The sequence below is a fragment of the Paraburkholderia sp. UCT31 genome (assembly GCF_014397655.1).
In the GTDB taxonomy this organism is placed as follows: Bacteria; Pseudomonadota; Gammaproteobacteria; order Burkholderiales; family Burkholderiaceae; genus Paraburkholderia; species Paraburkholderia tuberum.
In genome coordinates, this window is the sequence record NZ_VZQP01000015.1 from 26,392 (window position 1) to 44,996 (window position 18,605).

16 protein-coding genes are annotated in these 18,605 nt (G+C 65.3%); 13 read left to right on the forward strand and 3 right to left on the reverse strand.

The annotated features are described in order from the left end of the window. The first annotated feature begins 229 nt into the window (after positions 1-229). The 11 genes from F6X40_RS14835 (at position 230) to F6X40_RS14885 (ending at position 11,028) form a co-directional block, all read left to right on the forward strand. The gene (locus F6X40_RS14835; protein WP_187628341.1) at positions 230-1,537 is read left to right on the forward strand and encodes a dienelactone hydrolase family protein; all 1,308 of its coding nucleotides are present in this window, start codon (positions 230-232) and stop codon (positions 1,535-1,537) included. Between the two features lie 351 nt (positions 1,538-1,888). After that, positions 1,889-3,250: an adenosylmethionine--8-amino-7-oxononanoate transaminase gene (bioA, locus tag F6X40_RS14840; protein WP_184068678.1), complete on the forward strand. Its 1,362-nt coding sequence runs from the start codon at positions 1,889-1,891 to the stop codon at positions 3,248-3,250. Then, positions 3,250-4,434, forward strand: coding sequence for an 8-amino-7-oxononanoate synthase (bioF, locus tag F6X40_RS14845; protein WP_187628342.1), 1,185 nt, complete (start codon positions 3,250-3,252; stop codon positions 4,432-4,434). The genes bioA and bioF overlap by 1 nt, the downstream gene beginning before the upstream one ends. Beyond that, complete coding sequence (bioD, locus tag F6X40_RS14850; RefSeq protein WP_187628343.1) at positions 4,431-5,171, forward strand: dethiobiotin synthase; 741 nt, start codon at positions 4,431-4,433, stop codon at positions 5,169-5,171. The genes bioF and bioD overlap by 4 nt, the downstream gene beginning before the upstream one ends. A 52-nt stretch (positions 5,172-5,223) precedes the next feature. After that, the gene (gene bioB, locus F6X40_RS14855) at positions 5,224-6,324 is read left to right on the forward strand and encodes a biotin synthase BioB (RefSeq protein WP_187628344.1); all 1,101 of its coding nucleotides are present in this window, start codon (positions 5,224-5,226) and stop codon (positions 6,322-6,324) included. A gap of 528 nt (positions 6,325-6,852) precedes the next feature. Then, positions 6,853-7,794, forward strand: coding sequence for a 2-hydroxyacid dehydrogenase (locus F6X40_RS14860; protein ID WP_184062666.1), 942 nt, complete (start codon positions 6,853-6,855; stop codon positions 7,792-7,794). Between the two features lie 116 nt (positions 7,795-7,910). Then, the gene (locus tag F6X40_RS14865) at positions 7,911-8,837 is read left to right on the forward strand and encodes a hydroxymethylglutaryl-CoA lyase (protein ID WP_187628345.1); all 927 of its coding nucleotides are present in this window, start codon (positions 7,911-7,913) and stop codon (positions 8,835-8,837) included. 34 nt (positions 8,838-8,871) lie between these two features. Beyond that, positions 8,872-9,393, forward strand: coding sequence for a YbaK/EbsC family protein (locus tag F6X40_RS14870; RefSeq protein WP_187628346.1), 522 nt, complete (start codon positions 8,872-8,874; stop codon positions 9,391-9,393). Positions 9,394-9,398: 5 nt separating this feature from the next. Then, the gene (locus tag F6X40_RS14875) at positions 9,399-9,644 is read left to right on the forward strand and encodes a DUF1289 domain-containing protein (protein ID WP_090802758.1); all 246 of its coding nucleotides are present in this window, start codon (positions 9,399-9,401) and stop codon (positions 9,642-9,644) included. After that, positions 9,641-10,114: a MaoC family dehydratase gene (locus F6X40_RS14880; RefSeq protein ID WP_187612558.1), complete on the forward strand. Its 474-nt coding sequence runs from the start codon at positions 9,641-9,643 to the stop codon at positions 10,112-10,114. Before F6X40_RS14875 ends, F6X40_RS14880 begins: the two co-directional genes overlap by 4 nt. Beyond that, positions 10,111-11,028, forward strand: a complete 918-nt coding sequence (locus F6X40_RS14885; RefSeq protein ID WP_187628347.1) for an MBL fold metallo-hydrolase — start codon at positions 10,111-10,113, stop codon at positions 11,026-11,028. The genes F6X40_RS14880 and F6X40_RS14885 overlap by 4 nt, the downstream gene beginning before the upstream one ends. 299 nt (positions 11,029-11,327) lie before the next feature. Here the strand turns inward: F6X40_RS14885 and F6X40_RS14890 are convergent, their stop codons facing one another. Next, positions 11,328-12,266 (reverse strand): DMT family transporter, encoded by a 939-nt coding sequence (locus tag F6X40_RS14890; protein WP_187628348.1) that lies wholly within the window; start codon positions 12,264-12,266, stop codon positions 11,328-11,330. 112 nt (positions 12,267-12,378) lie between these two features. Here F6X40_RS14890 and F6X40_RS14895 point away from each other — a divergent pair, with 112 nt between their 5' ends. Next, a complete protein-coding gene (locus tag F6X40_RS14895; RefSeq protein WP_187628349.1) occupies positions 12,379-12,849 on the forward strand; it encodes an Lrp/AsnC family transcriptional regulator in 471 nt (156 codons plus the stop codon). Between the two features lie 49 nt (positions 12,850-12,898). Here the strand turns inward: F6X40_RS14895 and F6X40_RS14900 are convergent, their stop codons facing one another. Next, the gene (locus tag F6X40_RS14900) at positions 12,899-13,789 is read right to left on the reverse strand and encodes an alpha/beta fold hydrolase (protein WP_187628350.1); all 891 of its coding nucleotides are present in this window, start codon (positions 13,787-13,789) and stop codon (positions 12,899-12,901) included. Positions 13,790-14,106: 317 nt separating this feature from the next. Here F6X40_RS14900 and F6X40_RS14905 point away from each other — a divergent pair, with 317 nt between their 5' ends. Then, positions 14,107-15,066 carry an NAD(P)H-dependent flavin oxidoreductase gene (locus F6X40_RS14905; RefSeq protein WP_184051266.1) on the forward strand — a complete coding sequence of 320 codons (960 nt, stop codon included), beginning with the start codon at positions 14,107-14,109 and terminating at the stop codon, positions 15,064-15,066. 43 nt (positions 15,067-15,109) lie between these two features. Here the strand turns inward: F6X40_RS14905 and icmF are convergent, their stop codons facing one another. After that, positions 15,110-18,490 (reverse strand): fused isobutyryl-CoA mutase/GTPase IcmF, encoded by a 3,381-nt coding sequence (gene icmF, locus F6X40_RS14910; RefSeq protein WP_187628351.1) that lies wholly within the window; start codon positions 18,488-18,490, stop codon positions 15,110-15,112. Positions 18,491-18,605: the final 115 nt, after the last annotated feature.

Sequence of the window (18,605 nt, forward strand, 5' to 3'; positions counted from 1 at the left end):
GAGCCGCGCGGACTCCGACAGCATCAAGTGACGTTCATCCTCGACGCGTGGGGTCGCGTCGGCCGTTGGGTTCATCCCGTGCAATCTCAATTTGCGAGCGTGCGCTTCCCGCAACGCTCGCGAGTGAGTCTGTTTGTGTCGAAATCGCGAACGAAAGCTGAATGTCAGCCGCGTTTTGCGCAACCGGACAGCACGGAGTTCAGGACACGTCTTTAAAGCAGGTGCGTCAATGGTGTTGAGCAAGGTTCTGACGAAGTGTGCGGCGATCTGCGCCGCGGCCACGTGTGCTGTCACGATCGCGCATGCCGATCCGCTCGCCTACTCGTCCCTTTCCGCACACGACGCGACGCCGTCGAGCGACATCCAGGGACCGCTGTCGCGCGCCCGCGTGCCGCGCCTCGCGCTGGACGACGACGTCTACCTGCCCACCGCTCACCTGAACGAAAAGATCATCCGCGTGCCGGTCGACGCCACCGGCACGGTCACGCTTGAAACCACGATCTACAAGCCGGACGGGCCCGGCCCGTTCCCGATGATCGTCTTCAACCACGGCAAGATTCCGGGCGACCCGCGCACGCAGGAACGCAGCGACCCGCTGCCGTTCGCGCGCGAATTCGTGCGCCGCGGCTACGTGGTCGTCGCGCCGAACCGCCAGGGCTTCGGTCGCTCGGACGGCGTGTACGAGCAGGACGGCTGCGACGTCGAGCGCAACGGCCTTGGCCAGGCCGGCGACGTCGCAGCGACGATCGATTACATGTCGAAGCAACCTTATGTCGACGCGACGCACATCGCGGTGGCCGGCACCTCGCATGGCGGTCTTGCGACGATCGCATACGGCACCGAAGCGGCGCCCGGCGTGCGCGCGCTGATCAATTTCTCGGGCGGGCTGCGCCAGGACGCCTGCGAAGACTGGCAAGGCAATCTGACGCGCGCATTCGGCGCGTACGGCGAGAAGACTGCGGTGCCGTCGCTGTGGCTCTATGGCGATAACGATTCGGTGTGGAACGCGCCGCTCGTCGCGGGCATGTATGCCGCGTACGGCGCACATGGCGCCAGCGCGAAGATGGTCGACTTCGGCCACTACAAGAACGACGCGCATCGGCTGGTCGGCGACCGCGACGGCGTGCACGTATGGTGGCCGGCCGTCGAAGCGTTCCTCGCTCGCGCCGGTATGCCGACTGCCGTGCAGTATCACGTCGCCGATCCGGCCGCGCCGAAGGCAACCGGATTCGCCGCGCTCGACGCGGTCGACTCGGTGCCGTACCTCGACAACGAGGGCCGCAATGGCTATCGCAACTTCCTGCATCAGTATCCGAGCCGCGCGTTCGCGGTGTCGGATTCGGGCGCGTGGTCGTGGGCCGAGGGCGGCGACGATCCGATGTCGGTGGCGGTGAAGAATTGCCAGAAGCAGAGCTCCGCTCCGTGCCGGTTGTATGCGGTCGATAACGCGGTCGTGTGGGGCGATCAGAACTCGCAGACGGCGGATGCAAGCGATGCCGATGCCAATGGCCGGAAAGCGATCGCGAGCCGGGAGTGAAGTACGAATAGAGGCGTGAGTCGAGCCGTGAATCGCGCCTGATTCTGATGTGCCGCAAGCCCGCCGTATCGGCGGGCTTTTTCTTTTGCGCTCCGTTCCCCCGCAAAAAATACCTCGTCACCCCAATTCTGGCCAGTAACAGCCCATTACTTTGACGTCGCTATCTCCGTCGATTGGCGAGCTTCCCTCACGAAATCGAACGAGCTGCATCGAACGATGCTAAACCTCGACGCCAGCGCGAAAAACGAGCATTTCGCGGTTGATGCGCGCGACCAAATAAACCGCTAATCTCGACCCCGCGCACTCGCCGAGGCTTGCGTGCGTGGCAAAAAAGCACCCTGGAGTACCTCTTTGGAAAAGTCAGCAGTCCCCCCGGTCGCCCCTGAAGATTGGGTCGCCCGCAGCCTGCGCGCGGTGTGGCATCCGTGCACGCAGATGAAGCACCACGAACGTCTGCCGCTGATCCCCGTCGCGCGCGGTCAAGGCGCGTGGCTGTACGATCGCGCCGGTCATCGCTATCTCGACGCGATCAGTTCGTGGTGGGTCAATCTGTTCGGTCATGCGAACCCGCGCATCAACGCGGCGCTGAAAGATCAGCTCGATACGCTCGAACACGCGATGCTCGCCGGCTGCACGCACGAGCCCGCCGTCGAACTCGCGGAACGTCTGCACGCGTTGACCGGCAACACGCTCGGCCACGCGTTCTTCGCGTCGGATGGCGCGTCGGCGGTCGAGATCGCGCTGAAGATGAGCTTTCACAGCTGGCGCAACCGGGGCTACGCCGACAAGCAGGAATTCGTCTGCATCGCCAACAGCTACCACGGCGAGACGATCGGCGCGCTCGGCGTGACCGACGTCGCGCTGTTCAAGGACGCGTACGATCCGCTGATTCGTCACGCCCACGTCGTCGCCTCGCCCGATGCGCGGCTCGCGCAAGCGGGCGAAACCGCCGCCGACGTCGCGCGCCGCGCGCTCGACCATGTGCGCGCGCTGTTCGAGGCGCGCGCGAACCGCATCGCCGCACTGATCGTCGAGCCGCTCGTGCAATGCGCGGCCGGCATGGCGATGCACGACGCGTCGTACGTCGCCGGATTGCGCGCGTTGTGCGACCGGTACGGCGTGCATCTGATCGCCGACGAAATCGCAGTCGGCTGCGGCCGCACCGGCACGTTCTTCGCGTGCGAACAGGCGGGCGTGTGGCCGGACTTCCTGTGTCTGTCCAAAGGCATCAGCGGCGGCTATCTGCCGCTGTCGATCGTGCTGTCGCGCGACGAGATCTTCGCGGCCTTCTATCACGACGACACCGCGCGCGGCTTCCTGCACTCGCACTCGTACACCGGCAATCCGCTCGCGTGCCGCGCCGCGCTCGCGACGCTCGATCTGTTCACGAGCGACGACGTGCTCGCCGCCAACGCACGCAAATCGGCGACCCTCGCGGCCGCGCTCGCGCCGCTCGTCGAGCACGCGCAGGTGCGCAATCTGCGTCAGCGCGGCACGATCTTCGCGTTCGACGCAATGATCGACGATCCTCAGCAAGCCAAAACGTTCTCGCGCCGCTTCTTCGAAAACGCGCTGCAACGCGAGCTGTTGTTGCGCCCGATCGGCACCACCGTGTACCTGATGCCGCCGTACATCCTCGACGACGAAGAACTCGCGCTGCTCGCCACGCGCACGCGCGACACCTTCGACGCCACGCTCGCGGAGGCACGCTGATGCACCTGCTCGACACACTCGCCGAAGGCCTGAAGGAAATCGACGCGCGCGGCCTGCGCCGACGCCGGCGCACCGCCGACACACCATGCGCCGCGCACATGACGGTCGACGGCCGTGAAATCATCGGCTTCGCGAGCAACGACTATCTGGGTCTTGCCGCGCATCCGCAATTGATCGACGCGATCGCCGAGGGCGCGCGCCTGTATGGCGCGGGCAGCGGCGGCTCGCATCTGCTCGGCGGTCATTCGCGTGCGCATGCGCAACTCGAAGACGATCTCGCCGAATTTGCCGGCGGCTTTCTCGACGATGCCCGCGCGTTGTATTTCAGCACCGGCTATATGGCGAATCTCGCGACGCTGACCGCGCTCGCGGGCCGCGGCACGACGCTGTTCTCCGATGCGCTCAATCACGCTTCGCTGATCGACGGCGCGCGGCTGTCGCGCGCGGATGTGCAGATCTATCCGCACTGCGACGTGGATGCATTGAGCGCGATGCTCGAAGCGTCGGAGGCGGACGTCAAGGTGATCGTGTCCGACACGGTGTTCAGCATGGACGGCGACATCGCGCCGCTGCCGCGTTTGCTCGAACTCGCCGAGCGGCACGGCGCATGGCTGATCGTCGACGATGCGCACGGCTTCGGCGTGCTCGGTCCGCAAGGCCGTGGCGCGATTGCGCAGGCCGCGCTGCGCTCGCCGCATCTGATCTCGATCGGCACGCTCGGCAAGGCGCCGGGTGTCTCCGGCGCGTTCGTCGTCGCCCATGCGACCGTGATCGAATGGCTCGTGCAGCGCGCGCGTCCGTATATCTTCACGACCGCGTCGGTGCCGGCAGCCGCGCATGCGGTGTCGGCGAGTCTGCGCATCATCGGCGGCGTGGAGGGCGATGCGCGCCGCGCGCATCTCCAGCAACTGATCGAACGCACGCGCGCGATGCTGAAGGCGACGCCGTGGCTGCCCGTCGATTCGCATACGGCCGTGCAACCGCTGATCATCGGCGCGAACGATGCGACGCTCGACATCGCCGCGTCGCTCGATCGCGCGGGGCTGTGGGTGCCCGCGATCCGTCCGCCGACCGTGCCGACCGGCACGTCGCGTCTGCGCATCTCGCTGTCGGCCGCGCACTCGCACGCGGATCTCGACCGGCTCGAGGCCGGCCTGCAACAGGTCGGAGCGCGCGCGGCATGAGCAACATGATTAACGATGACGGCGCGCTGTCGCTGTTCGTCACCGGCACCGATACGGAAATCGGCAAGACCTTCGTGTCGTCGGCGCTATTGCGCGGCTTCGTGCGCGAAGGCCTGCAGGCAGCAGCGATGAAGCCGATCGCGGCGGGCGCGTTCGAAGTGAACGGCGTGCTGCACAACGAGGACGCGGATCAGCTCGATGCCGCGTCGAGCGTGCTGCTGTCGCCCGCCATGCGCACGCCGTATCTGCTGAAGGAACCGGCCGCGCCGCACATCGCGGCGGCGCTGGAAAACGTCTCGTTCGATCTCGAGCACATCGTCGCGTGCCATCGCGAGGCGTTGAAGCTCGCCGAGGTGGTCGTTGTCGAAGGTGTCGGCGGCTTTCGTGTGCCGTTGACCGCGACGCAGGACACCGCCGATCTCGCCGTCGCGCTGAAGCTGCCGGTGGTGCTGGTGGTCGGCATGCGGCTCGGCTGCATCAGCCACGCGCTGCTGACTGCCGAAGCGATTGCCGCGCGCGGTCTAACGCTCGCGGGCTGGGTCGCGAATCGCATCGACCCGGACATGACGTTTCCCGACGAAAACATCGCGTCGATTCGCGTGCATTTCGCGCAAGCGTACGACGCGCCGTTGCTCGGCGTCGTGCCGCATATCAGCCCGCCGTCGCCGGAGCTTGCAGCGCAACAGCTCGACATTCGACGGCTTCTGCAAACGCTGCGCCAATTGCGCGCGGCATAGCGCTGCCCCGCAGCGCCGAACCCAAATTCATCCGTTTACGAGGATCGATCACATGACACAACTGAATATCGCAGCGGGCACCGCCGAAGCGAGCGCCGCCAACAGCAATCCGACCGCAGCCGCTACTGAAGCGAAGCCGCTCGCGCGTTGGCGCGTCGCCGATATCGTCGCGTTGTACGAACTGCCGTTCAACGACCTGCTGTTTCGCGCGCAGCAAACGCATCGCGAGCATTTCGACGCCAATGCGGTGCAACTGTCGACGCTGCTGTCGATCAAGACCGGCGGCTGCGAAGAGGATTGCGCATACTGTCCGCAATCGGTGCATCACGACACGGGTCTCGTCGCCGACAAGCTGATGCCGGTCGACGAAGTGCTGGCCGCCGCGCAGGTCGCAAAGCAGAACGGCGCAACGCGCTTCTGCATGGGCGCCGCGTGGCGCAATCCGAAGGACCGCCACCTGGAGCCGATCAAGGACATGATCCGCGGCGTGAAGGCGATGGGCCTCGAAACCTGCGTGACGCTCGGCATGCTCGAAACGCACCAGGCACAGGCGCTGCGCGATGCGGGCCTCGACTACTACAACCACAATCTCGATACGTCGCCGGAGTTCTACGGCCAGATCATTTCGACGCGCACGTACCAGGATCGCCTCGACACGCTCGAACGCGTGCGCGACGCGGGCATCAACGTGTGCTGCGGCGGCATCGTCGGTATGGGCGAATCGCGCCGCGAACGCGCGGGGCTGATCGCGCAGCTCGCGAACATGGAGCCGTATCCGGAATCGGTGCCGATCAACAATCTGGTGCAGGTGCAAGGCACGCCGCTGACCGGGACCGAAGCGATCGATCCGTTCGAATTCGTGCGCACGATCGCGATTGCGCGCATCACGATGCCGCGCGCGATGGTGCGTCTGTCAGCCGGCCGCGAGCAGATGGATGAGTCGTTGCAGGCAATGTGCTTCCTCGCAGGCGCGAATTCGATTTTCTACGGCGATCAGTTGCTGACCACGAGCAACCCGCAGGCGGAAGCGGATCGCAAGCTGCTCGCGCGCCTGGGGATTCGCGCTGAGGCTGCGCAGCAGATGCCGGTCGAGCAGAGTGGGGGCGAGCATGGGTGTGCGCATGGGCATGGGGATCACGGCGTGGCGAATTGAGTCGCGGAACCGCTGAGCCGCATGCGCTGCGTGCGCGAACCAATGGTCTGCGTCGCCGCATAGTGGCGAAATTCACCCCGAAAGTCGGACGTTGATCCAATCTTCGGGGTGTTTTTCATGGCGAAGCTTTGATCACCAATTCTAGAAACCTAATCAATATACAACTTGCGTCAAATTAGGAATTGTCGCGATCGGTCGCGTGCATGAAAGCATGTGCGTGCCTCGCTGCGCAAGGAATCCAGGCAATCATTGTCCCGCTCGGTCGCGCATCGATGAACCAGGTTTTTGTGCTTTGGTTATCGGACAAACGAAGAAATGCGCGGGTACGCGCGAACTCGACGCCCACCACGGCATGCATCTCGAAGCGCACGTCCGTGCGCAAACGCGCGCGATTTGCGTCGAAAAAGTAGAATGAAGCCTGTTCATACCGGGAGGAGACCCGATGCCGCACGCGTCGTCCGATTGCCGTCGCGCGCTCCGGGTCCGTCCCGCTCATGCCCACATCGACGCCGACGCATTCCGGACCGCATGAAAATACTCTTCTACGCACCGCACACCGAAGCCGCCGCGTGGCTGCACGACTTTGCGCGCGCTCTGCCCGCCGCCGAGCTGCGCGAATGGAAGCCCGGCGATACCGGCCCAGCCGATTTCGCGGTGGTCTGGCGTCCGCCGCGCGAGATGCTGGCCGGACGCAATACGCTGCGCGCGATCTTCAATCTCGGCGCTGGCGTCGATGCGATTCTCGCGCTCGAACGCGCGCATCCGGGCACGTTGCCGCCCGAGGTGCCGTTGATTCGCCTCGAAGATACCGGCATGGGCGCGCAGATGGCCGAGTACGTGACGCATGCGGTGCTGCGCTATCTGCGCCGCTTCGACGAATATCAGGTGCTGCAAGGCGAGCGCCGCTGGAAAGTGCTCGAGCCGCATCCGCGCGCAACGTTCACGGTGGGTGTGCTCGGGCTCGGCGTGCTCGGCACGCAGGTCGCGCAAACGCTCGCTTCGTTCGGCCTGCCGGTGCGCGGCTTTACTCGCGGCGAGAAGCAGATCGATGGCATCGCGACGTTCGCCGGCGACGCGCAATTCGATAGCTTCCTCGACGGCGCGAAGGTGCTCGTCAATCTGCTGCCGCATACACCCGACACGGAAAGCGTGCTGAATGCGCGAGTCTTCGCGAAGCTCGCGCGCGGCGCATATCTGATCAACGTCGCGCGCGGCGCGCATCTCGTCGAAGCGGATCTGCTCGCTGCGCTCGCGAGCGGCCAGCTCGCCGCCGCGACGCTCGACGTGTTCCGCGAGGAACCGCTGCCCGCCGATCATCCTTTCTGGCGCGAGCCGCGTGTCACGATCACGCCGCACACGTCGGCGCTGACGTTGCGCGAGGACAGCGTCGCGCAGGTCGCGGACAAGATCGGCGCGATGATGCGCGGCGAGCAGGTGAGCGGCGCAGTGCAACTGGAACGTGGCTACTGAGTGAAACCCGCGCCCGCACGCGTCGCAGGCGTGCGGGCTGACTTGAATTGCAGCAACGCGGTAGCACCCATCCCGGATGGGACAGCGATCAAACCGCATCGGATCGGAGACACATCATGGCCTTACCGAAGCAAGTGAAAATCGTCGAAGTGGGTCCGCGCGACGGGCTGCAGAACGAGAAGGAATTCGTGCCGACCGCGACCAAGATCGAGCTGATCAACCGTCTGTCGGCGGCGGGCTTCCGCAACGTCGAGGCAGCGTCGTTCGTGTCGCCGAAATGGGTGCCGCAGATGGCCGACGGCGCCGACGTGATGGCCGGCATCGAGCGCCGCGACGGCACGATTTACTCGGTGCTGACGCCGAACCTGCGCGGTTTCGAAGGCGCGCTCGCCGCGCGCGCCGACGAGATCGTCATCTTCGGCGCGGCGAGCGAGGCGTTCTCGCAGAAGAACATCAACTGCAGCATCGCGGAGAGCATCGAGCGATTCGCGCCAGTCGCCGCGGCGGCGAAACAACATAAGCTGCGGATTCGCGGCAGCGTGTCGTGCGCGCTCGGCTGTCCGTACCAGGGCGAAGTGCCGGTCGCGTCGGTCGTCGACGTCGTCAAGCGCTTCGCGGCGCTCGGCTGCGACGAGATCGATATCGCCGACACGATCGGCGTCGGCACGCCGAAGCGCACCCGCGAAGTGTTCGAGGCCGTGACCGACGTGTTTCCGCGCGAGCATCTGTCGGGACACTTCCACGACACCTATGGCCAGGCGCTCGCGAACATCTACGCGGCGCTGCTCGAAGGCGTCGAGATTTTTCATGCATCGGTCGCGGGGCTCGGCGGTTGCCCGTATGCGAAGGGCGCGACCGGCAACGTCGCGACCGAAGACGTGCTGTATCTGATGAACGGCCTCGGCATCGAGACCGGTATCGACCTCGCGCAAGTGGTCGAAATCGGTGACTTCATTTCGAACGCGATCGGCCGGTCCAACGTGTCGCGCGCCGGCAAAGCGCTGCTCGCGAAGGCGCGCAGCGAAGCAAACACCTGCGTATAACCGCAGCATCCATTTTCATTCAGGGTCCCAAACAATGAACGACCTCGCGTCCTTCGACTCCGACGATCTCGCCGCGCTGCCCGACTCGGCACGCCGCGTCGCGCTGCTGCTGCGCGAACGCGGTCACGCAGGGCGAATCGTGATGCTGCCGGAAACCGGCAAGACTTCCGCCGAAGCGGCCGCCGGACTCGGCTGCTCGGTCGCGCAGATCGCGAAGTCGATCCTGTTCCGGCGCCGCGAAGACGACGCGCCGGTGCTCGTGATCGCGAGCGGCGCGAATCGTGTCGACGAAAAGAAAGTGGCCGAGCAGGTCGGCGAGATCGGCCGCGCGGACGCGAAGTTCGTGCGCGAAAAAACCGGCTATGCGATCGGTGGCGTGTGCCCGGTCGGTCACGCGACCGAGCCGGTCACGTTGATCGATGCGGATCTGCTCGAACTGGAGAGCCTGTGGGCGGCCGCCGGTCATCCGCACGCAGTGTTCAATCTGACCGCGCATGAGCTGATCTCGCTCACAGGCGCGCCGGTCGTCGATGTCGCGTTGCGCGAGCCGGCCTGAACACGATGGCGAGCGGCAACGATTACGACGACAGGGACGACGGCGGTTGCGTGCCGTCGCCGTGCATCAGCGTGTGCAGGATGGATGCATCGACCGGCTGGTGCGAAGGATGCCTGCGCACGATCGACGAAATCGCCGGCTGGTCGACGCTCGACAACGACGCGAAGCGCGCGGTGTGGGACGCGATCGAAGTGCGCCACGCGACGTTAATGGCGCTGCGCACGACATCGACGACGAAGGAGAAGCAATGAACGCCGCGCCGCGCATCGTGACGCCCGGTGAGACGTTCAGTTCGACGCTCGAGTTGTCGGTGGATTCGATCAAATCGTTCGCGACGCTCGTCGTCGATCTGAACCCGTTGCATCACGATGAAGCGTATGCCGCGCAAAGCCGCTTTGGAGGCTTGATCGCGTCGGGCACGCAACCCACCGCGTATTTCATGGCGCTGCTCGCCACGCATTTCTCTACTTACGCGCAACCGCTCGGCCTCGAATTCGATATCAAGCTGAAGAAGGCAGTGCAGGCGCACGACACGCTGACGATCACGTGGCGTGTGCGCGACGCTCACTGGAAGCCGAGCCTGAACGGCGATCTGACCTATCTCGAAGGTTCGGTGGTCAATCAGCGCGGCGAGCTGATGTTGACGGGTACCTCGACGATCCTCGTGATGCCGAAGCCCGACGCAGTCGCAAACGCGCACGCGAGCACGGCCACGCCATGATCGCGCTGCCCGCATCGATCCGGGTTTTCGAACGCGGCTGGCTGTCGTCGAACAACGTGCTGCTCATCGACGACACATGCGCCGCGCTGGTCGATACCGGCTATGCGACGCACGCATCGCAAACGGTCGCGCTGGTACGCAATGCGTTGCGCACGCGGCCGCTCGATCTGATCATCAACACGCATCTGCATTCGGATCACTGCGGCGGCAACGCGCTGCTGCAGGCTACGTGGTCGTGCCGCACGCTGATTCCGTCATCCGAAGCCGATGCCGTGCGCGGCTGGGACGAAACGCGCCTCAGCTTTCGCGCGACTGGTCAAACCTGCGAGCGCTTCGGCTTCACCGGCACGCTGGCACCCGGCGCACGTTTGCGGCTGGGCGCGCTCGACTGGCAGGTGCTCGGCGCGCCGGGCCACGATCCGCATTCGCTGATGCTCTATTGCGCGGACGAACGCTTGCTGATCAGCGCGGATGCGCTGTGGGAAAACGGCTTCGGCGTGATCTTTCCCGAACTCGAAGGCGAAAGCGGCTTCGCCGAGCAGCAAGCCGTGCTCGATCTGATCGCAACGCTCGACGTGCGCGTCGTCATCCCAGGCCACGGCGCGCCGTTCACGCAGGTCGAACCGGCGCTCGAACGCGCGATGTCGCGCGTCGCCTGGTTGCGCGCCGAGCCCGCGCGCAACGCAAAGAATGCGCTGAAAGTGCTGATCGTATTCAAGCTGCTCGAAGTCCGCGAGATGAGTGTGGACACGCTGCTGCGCATGCTCGACGACGCGGCCGTGATGCGCGCCGCCGCGTCGATGCTGAAGCCGCGCGGCGAATGGCCCGCGTTGCTGAAGGGAATGATCGAGGAGCTCGCGGCGAACGATGGACCGCTCGAAGTGGACGGCACACGCATTCTCGCGCGGCGTTGAACTGTGATGTGACCGGTTCGACCGGCGCGGTGGAAAAGCGCACCGGAACGCAAAACCGTGCTCCCAAAAAGAAAACCGCTCGACGAAGCGAGCGGCGGAACATCTGTTGGACGTGATCAGCGTCGCTGTCGATGATACGCGTGTGGGTTTTTGCATCGCATCGGTGATTTCCCTACAGAAATTTGACGCCACGTTTTACGAATGCATACATGATCTGTCATCAAACGGCGTTAGGCGCTTGAACGCTTGCGCGTTATTCCGGGATCCGTAGCAATATCCGATTGAATGTCGAATCGGCATCACGTGGACGATAAGCGCTTTCTCTGCGGCACGATCCGCCACCCGAGATTGACGCCCGCCGCCGCCAGCAGAATCAGCGCGGCGCCGAGTACCTGAATCCATGCGAGCGTCTGTCCGAACGCGAGCCGGTCGACGATGATCGCGACCACCGGATAGATGAACGACAACGCGCCCGTCATCGACGTCGGCAGCTTCTGGATCGCGCCATATAGCAGCACGTACATGAGCCCGGTATGGACGACGCCGAGCACGATCAGTTCGAGCCATTGCGCGCCGTTTGCCGGCAACGCGTCGAAGCGTACGAACGGCGCGAGCAACAGCACGCCGAGCGATACCTGGATCAGCGCGAGCAGATGCGGCGGCGTGCCCTTCAGCCGCTTCGTGATGATCGACGACACCGCGTACATCGCCGCCGCGCCGACCGCATACGCGACGCCGACCAGATACTGCCCCGGCACCGCGAGCACGGCCGGCTCGACCTTCACGACGAACACGAGCCCGACGAACGCGACCACGAGCCACGCGATCGTCGATGCGCTGATGCGCTCGCGAAACACCAGCGCGCCGAGTCCGACCAACATGAACGGCTGCGTGTTGTAGACGGCCGTCGCCATTGAGATCGACGCGCGTGAATACGCGGCGAACAGCAATACCCAATTCACGACGATCGCCGCGCCGCCGAGCAACGCGAGGCCGAGCATCTTCCACGAAAACAGCTCGCGGCGGAACAGGCCGAGTACGGCGCACACGAGCGCGAGCGTCGCGCCGCCGAAAATGCAGCGGAAAAACACCACGTTGAAGGGGCTTTGCTGCGACGACACGACAAGCCAGCCGATCGTGCCCGACATCAGCATCGCGACGCTCATCTGCGCCGCGCCACGGCGGATGTCGCTGGGCGAACTGCTCGAGGTCGTGACGGAAGCCTTGTTTGAAGCCATGATTCGATCCCGGATTGTGCCTGCATAACTGGCAGTGTAATTAATCCACCCGCGCGAATACATGGCTAGACTTAAGCGTTACCGCATTTTCACCTCATAAACGAAGGCCATCATGAGCAAACGCCTTGCATCGATCACGCCGGTCGCACTCGACGACACCGACCGCACACTGCTCGCCGCGCTCGCGCAGGACGCGCGCCAGCCGGTCAGCGAACTCGCGCGCGTCGTCGGCTTATCGGCGCCCAGCACGGCCGAACGCGTGCTGCGGCTCGAAGCGCAGGGCGTGATCGAGCGCTTCACCGTGCAGATCGATCCGCGCGCGCTCGGCTTCACGCTGCAGGCGGTAGTGCGCGTGAAGCCGCTGCCCGGGCAGCTGCATCTGGTGGAGGAAGTGATCCGGCGCATTCCGGAGTTCGTCGAATGCGACAAGGTGACCGGCGACGACTGTTTCATCTGTCGCCTGTACCTGCATTCGATCGAGCAGCTCGACGAGATCCTGTCGAAAGTGACCGAGCGCGCGGAGACCAGCACGGCGATCGTCAAGTCGACGCCGGTCGCGCGACGGCTGCCGCCGCTCGGCTAACGAAGGTCCATCGCAGGTCAAACGAAGGTCGCGCGAAGCAGCCCGGCGCTTATTGTTCGAGCGCCTCGAAAAACGACAGCATCTCGGCGACCAGTTCGTCCGGCGCTTCCTCGGGCAGATAGTGCCCGCACGATAGCGCGCGGCCGCTCACGTCGCGCGCGACATGCCGCCATTCGTCGAGCGCATCGAAGCATTTTTCGATCACGCCCTTGTCGCCCCACAGCACCCGCAGCGGACAGCCGATCTTGTTGCCGCGCTCGATATCGGCGCGATCATGTTCGAGGTCGATGCTCGCCGACGCGCGATAGTCCTCGCACATCGCGTGCACCGCACCCGGTTGCGCGAGCGCCGCCCGATACGCGTCGAGCGCGGCGGGATCGAACGGTGCGAGACCCGCGTGACGTCCGCCCATCACCGCGTCGACATAGGCGGCCGGATTTGCGCCGATCAACGTTTCGGGCAGCGGCTCGGGCTGGATCAGGAAGAACCAGTGGAAGTAGTGCGTTGCGAACGCGCGGTCGGTGGCTTCGTACATCGCGAGTGTCGGCGCGATATCGAGCAGCATCAAACGCTCGACCGCGTCGGCGTGATCGAGCGCCATCCGGTGCGCGACGCGCGCGCCGCGATCGTGCGCGCAGACGAGGAAGCGCTCGAAGCCGAAGTGGCGCATCACCGCGACCTGGTCGGCGGCCATCACGCGTTTCGAATACGGTGCGTGCGCGGCATCGCTCGGCGGTTTGCCCGACGCGCCATAGCCGCGCAGATCGGTTGCGATCACCGTGAAGTGCTGCGCGAGCGGCGCGGCGCAGCGTTCCCAGATCAGATGCGATTGCGGATGGCCGTGCAGCAGAAGCAGAGGCGGCCCGGCGCCGCCCTTCACTCCGAAAATGTCGACATCGCCCACGGCGACGCGAAAAGACGTGAAATTTTCGAAGGCCATGACGTCTCGATGATCGTTTGAGGTCCGTGCATTGTAGAAGGCCAACAGGTCCGTGCGAGGTGGGATATCCCACGCAGACATGGAACCTGAATACTCCTTCGAACCGTTCCAAACGGGCCTACCGCGCGCGGGTCGCCCACTTCGCCTATAATCGAACGACCGTTCTTAAATGTTTGGCGCGACTTCGGCATGCCGGTTTCGTTCGATTGCCACACGCATTCGCCGGTCAACACGCCGCAAGCCGTGTGCCGCTAAACTCATTCATCTATTTGCCGGGCGCACGTCGCACCGGTTGGCCCAACCTGGAGACTCGCACCATGGCATTGCCCGCCGTTCTGCAAAACCTCGCGCTACCCGTCGTCGCTTCGCCGATGTTCATCGTCAGCTATCCCGAACTCGTGCTGGCGCAGTGCAAGGCCGGTATCGTCGGCTCGTTCCCTGCCCTCAACGCGCGCCCGGCCGAGCTGCTCGACGAATGGCTGACGCAGATCCAGGCGCAACTCGCCGGGCACAAGGCCGCGAACCCGGATGCGGTGATCGGCCCGATCGCGGTCAATCAGATCGTTCATCAGTCGAATGCGCGGCTCGAGCACGACGTGCGCGTCTGCGTCGAGCACAAGGTGCCGATCTTCATCACCAGCCTGCGCGCGCCGGCACGCGAGATCGTCGATGCGGTGCATAGCTACGGCGGCATCGTGCTGCACGACGTGATCAATCTGCGTCATGCGCAGAAAGCGCTGGAAGCCGGCGTCGACGGGCTGATTCTGGTCGCATCGGGCGCGGGCGGCCACGCGGGCACCACCTCGCCGTTCGCGCTGGTCGGCGAGGTGCGGCGCATTTTCGACGGCCCGATCGTGCTGTCGGGCTCGATCGCGAACGGCGGCTCGATTCTCGCCGCGCAGGCGATGGGCGCGGACCTCGCGTACATGGGCACACGCTTCATCGCCACCAAAGAAGCGCACGCGGTCGACAGCTACAAGCAGGCGATCATCAACGCGAAGGCGTCGGACATCATCTACACGAACCTGTTCACCGGCGTGCACGGCAACTACATCCGCGAGAGCATTGCGAACGCGGGGCTCGATCCCGACGCGCTGCCCGAATCGGACAAGACCAAGATGAACTTCGGCGGCGACAAGGCGAAGGCGTGGAAGGACATCTGGGGCGCGGGCCAGGGCGTCGGCCTGATGGACGACGTGCCGGACGTCGCCGAACTCGTGCGGCGTCTGAAGAAGGAATACAACGACGCGAAGGCGCGGCTCGGCATCGCGCGCTGAGGTGAAGAACGGGGCGGGCCGGGCCGGGCCGCCCGCTCGCGGCCTACATATTCCGCCGATACTGCCCGCCTACCTCGAACAGCGCGTGGGTGATCTGCCCGAGCGAACACACGCGCACCACGTCCATCAGCACCGCGAACACGTTGCCGTCGTCGATCACCGCGCGCTTCAGGCGTTCGAGCGCCTCGGGCGCGGCGTCGCGGTGGCGCGCCTGGAAGTTGCGCAACCGCCGCAGCTGACTCTGCTTCTCCGCGTCGGTGGAACGCGCGAGCACCAGCGGCCGCGGCGCTTCATGCGGATGCGCGCTCAGGAACGTATTGACGCCAACGATCGGATACGAGCCGTCATGCTTGCGATGCTCGTATAGCATCGACTCGTCCTGAATCCGCCCGCGCTGATAGCCGGTTTCCATCGCGCCGAGCACGCCGCCGCGCTCTGTCAGCCGCTCGAATTCGGCTAGCACCGCTTCCTCGACCAGATCGGTCAATTCGTCGATCACGAAGCTGCCCTGATTCGGATTCTGGTTCTTCGCGAGCCCCCATTCGCGATTGATGATCAGCTGGATCGCAACTGCGCGGCGCACCGATTCCTCGGTCGGCGTCGTGATCGCTTCGTCGAACGCATTGGTGTGCAGCGAGTTGCAGTTGTCGTAGATCGCGATCAGCGCCTGCAGCGTCGTGCGGATGTCGTTGAAATCGATCTCCTGCGCGTGCAGGCTGCGGCCCGACGTCTGCACGTGATACTTGAGCTTCTGACTACGCTCGTTCGCGCCATAGCGCTCGCGCATCGCGACCGCCCAGATGCGTCGCGCGACGCGGCCGAGCACCGTGTACTCCGGGTCCATGCCGTTCGAGAAGAAGAACGACAGATTCGGCGCGAAGTCGTCGATCGACATGCCGCGTGCGAGATACGCCTCGACGTAGGTGAAGCCGTTCGCGAGCGTGTACGCGAGCTGCGAGATGGGGTTCGCGCCGGCCTCGGCGATGTGATAGCCGGAAATCGACACCGAATAGAAATTGCGCACGCCGTGTTCGACGAAATACGCCTGGATGTCGCCCATCACCTTCAGGCTGAATTCGGTCGAGAAGATGCAGGTGTTCTGCCCCTGGTCTTCTTTCAGGATGTCGGCCTGCACGGTGCCGCGCACGTTTTCGAGCGCGGCGCGGCGCGTTGCGGCGAGTTCGGCTTCGGTCAACGGGCGGCCTTGCTGTTGCTCGCCCAGCGCGATCCGCTGCTCGATCGCGACGTTGAAGAACATCGCGAGGATCGTCGGCGCGGGGCCGTTGATCGTCATCGAGACCGACGTATCCGGCGAGCACAGATCGAAGCCGTCATACAGCGTCTTCATGTCGTCGAGCGTCGCGACCGACACACCCGAATTGCCGACCTTGCCGTAGATGTCCGGGCGCTCGTGCGGCTCCTCACCGTAAAGCGTCACCGAGTCGAACGCGGTGGATAGCCGTTTGGCCGGCATGCCTTCCGACAGCAGCCTGAAGCGACGATTCGTGCGCTGCGGATCGCCCTCGCCCGCGAACATGCGCGTCGGGTCCTCGTTTTCGCGACGAAACGGAAACACGCCAGCGGTGAATGGGAAATAGCCGGGCAGATTGTCGAGCATCAGCCAGCGCAGGATCTCGCCGTGATCGACGAATTTCGGCAGCGACACTTTGCGGATTTCGGAGCCGGACAGCGTCGTGACCGTCAGCGCGGTGCGGATTTCGCGCTCGCGGATGCGCACCACATGTTCGTCGCCCGCATAGGCGGCCACCGTTTGCGGCCACGCGTCGAGCAGCTTGCGTTCGCGCTCGCCGAGCGCGGCGCCGCGTTGGTCGATCAGCGCATCGAGCGACGAGGCGTCGCTGCCCGCCTCGCCGAGCATGCGGCGCGTCTCGACGATCTGCCAGCGTTCCCGCGCGATTTGCGCCTGCGCGTCGGCCCGCGCTCGATAGCCGCGTACCGTCTGCGCGATATCGGCCAGATAGCGCACGCGCGCGGGCGGCACGATCGCGTGCAGGTTGCTCGAAAAGCGCAGGCCTTCGGTCGCGCCGAGCCGTGCGCCGCCCTCGCGCAGGCCATGCGTGCGCAGCGCATTAGCGATGCGCCGGTACAGCGCGGTCACGCCGTCGTCGTTGAAGCGCGACGCGATCGTGCCGAACACCGGCATCGCGTCGGGCGATGTCGCGAAGTCCCCGCGATTGCGCTGCACCTGCTTCGCGACGTCGCGCAGCGCATCCTGCGCACCCTTGCGATCGAACTTGTTGATCGCGACGAAGCTCGCGAAGTCGAGCATGTCGATCTTCTCGAGCTGGCTCGCGGCGCCGAACTCCGGCGTCATCACGTACAGCGATTCGTCGACGAACGGCACGATCGCCGCATCGCCCTGACCGATCCCCGACGTCTCGACGACGATCAGATCGAAGCCCGCCACCTTGCACAGCATCAGCGCGGCGGGTAGCGAATCGGAGAGTTCGGTCGATGCCTCGCGCGTCGCCATCGAGCGCATATAGATGCGGGCGCCGCCGCCCCAATCGCCGATCGCATTCATGCGGATGCGGTCGCCGAGCAGCGCGCCGCCGGATTTTCGGCGCGACGGATCGATCGCGAGCACGGCGATGTTCAGCGTGTCGCCGTAGTCGAGCCGGAAGCGGTGGATCAGCTCGTCGGTCAGCGACGACTTGCCCGCGCCGCCGGTGCCGGTGATGCCGAGCACCGGGATGCGTGGCGCTTGGGCGAGCGTCGCTAGCTGGTCGCGCGCCGCGGCGTCGGCGCTGTTCGTTTCGAACGCGCTGATCAGTTGCGCGAGGCGGCGGAAGATCGGCGCGGCGGGATCGGCGGGGTGCGAGCCAGCAGCAGTGCCAGCGTGCGGGGCATGGGCCTCACCGCAACGCGGCAACGGCCGCCCGGCCAGCTCGGCGAGCCATTCGCGCACCGGCGTCGGCCGCGCCGCGTCGGCCGCGCGCGCCCCTTCGACGCAGCGCGCGATCATGTCGTCGATCATGCCTTGCAGACCGAGCCGCTGACCGTCGTGCGGCGAGTAGATTTTTTCGACGCCGTCGCGTTCGAGCGCGGCAATTTCCTCGGGGACGATCACGCCGCCGCCGCCGCCGAACACCTTGATGCGCTCGCCGCCGCTTGCACGCAGCAAATCCACCAGGTAGCGGAAGTATTCGTTGTGGCCGCCCTGATAGCTCGACACGGCGACGCCGTCGGCGTCCTCGTTGAGCGCGGCGGTCGCGACTTCGGCGACGGAGCGGTTGTGGCCGAGGTGGATCACCTCGACGCCGCTTGCCTGCAGGATGCGCCGCATGATGTTGATCGACGCGTCGTGGCCGTCGAACAACGCGGCGGCGGTGACGAAGCGCAGGCGCCGGCCCGCGGGCAGCTCGTGGCTGTCGGCACGCTGCGGCGTGGACAGATCGGTCATGTCTCCCCCAGATCATTTAACTGATGGGTGTTCACAATCAGTATATAGAAACGGGGTAACACGGCGCCGGGGCGCGGGGCGGGCGATTGGCGACGTATGCTCGGTGCTTCGCGAA

Coding starts and splice junctions, on each gene's coding strand:
- icmF (WP_187628351.1), bottom strand. CDS start 18,490: ATGACCGATCTGTCCACGCCGCAGCGTGCCGACAGCCACGAGCTGCCC.
- F6X40_RS14880 (WP_187612558.1), top strand. CDS start 9,641: ATGAACGCCGCGCCGCGCATCGTGACGCCCGGTGAGACGTTCAGTTCG.
- F6X40_RS14835 (WP_187628341.1), top strand. CDS start 230: ATGGTGTTGAGCAAGGTTCTGACGAAGTGTGCGGCGATCTGCGCCGCG.
- F6X40_RS14870 (WP_187628346.1), top strand. CDS start 8,872: ATGAACGACCTCGCGTCCTTCGACTCCGACGATCTCGCCGCGCTGCCC.
- F6X40_RS14890 (WP_187628348.1), bottom strand. CDS start 12,266: ATGGCTTCAAACAAGGCTTCCGTCACGACCTCGAGCAGTTCGCCCAGC.
- F6X40_RS14905 (WP_184051266.1), top strand. CDS start 14,107: ATGGCATTGCCCGCCGTTCTGCAAAACCTCGCGCTACCCGTCGTCGCT.
- bioD (WP_187628343.1), top strand. CDS start 4,431: ATGAGCAACATGATTAACGATGACGGCGCGCTGTCGCTGTTCGTCACC.
- F6X40_RS14860 (WP_184062666.1), top strand. CDS start 6,853: ATGAAAATACTCTTCTACGCACCGCACACCGAAGCCGCCGCGTGGCTG.
- bioF (WP_187628342.1), top strand. CDS start 3,250: ATGCACCTGCTCGACACACTCGCCGAAGGCCTGAAGGAAATCGACGCG.
- F6X40_RS14895 (WP_187628349.1), top strand. CDS start 12,379: ATGAGCAAACGCCTTGCATCGATCACGCCGGTCGCACTCGACGACACC.
- bioB (WP_187628344.1), top strand. CDS start 5,224: ATGACACAACTGAATATCGCAGCGGGCACCGCCGAAGCGAGCGCCGCC.
- F6X40_RS14865 (WP_187628345.1), top strand. CDS start 7,911: ATGGCCTTACCGAAGCAAGTGAAAATCGTCGAAGTGGGTCCGCGCGAC.
- F6X40_RS14900 (WP_187628350.1), bottom strand. CDS start 13,789: ATGGCCTTCGAAAATTTCACGTCTTTTCGCGTCGCCGTGGGCGATGTC.
- F6X40_RS14875 (WP_090802758.1), top strand. CDS start 9,399: ATGGCGAGCGGCAACGATTACGACGACAGGGACGACGGCGGTTGCGTG.
- F6X40_RS14885 (WP_187628347.1), top strand. CDS start 10,111: ATGATCGCGCTGCCCGCATCGATCCGGGTTTTCGAACGCGGCTGGCTG.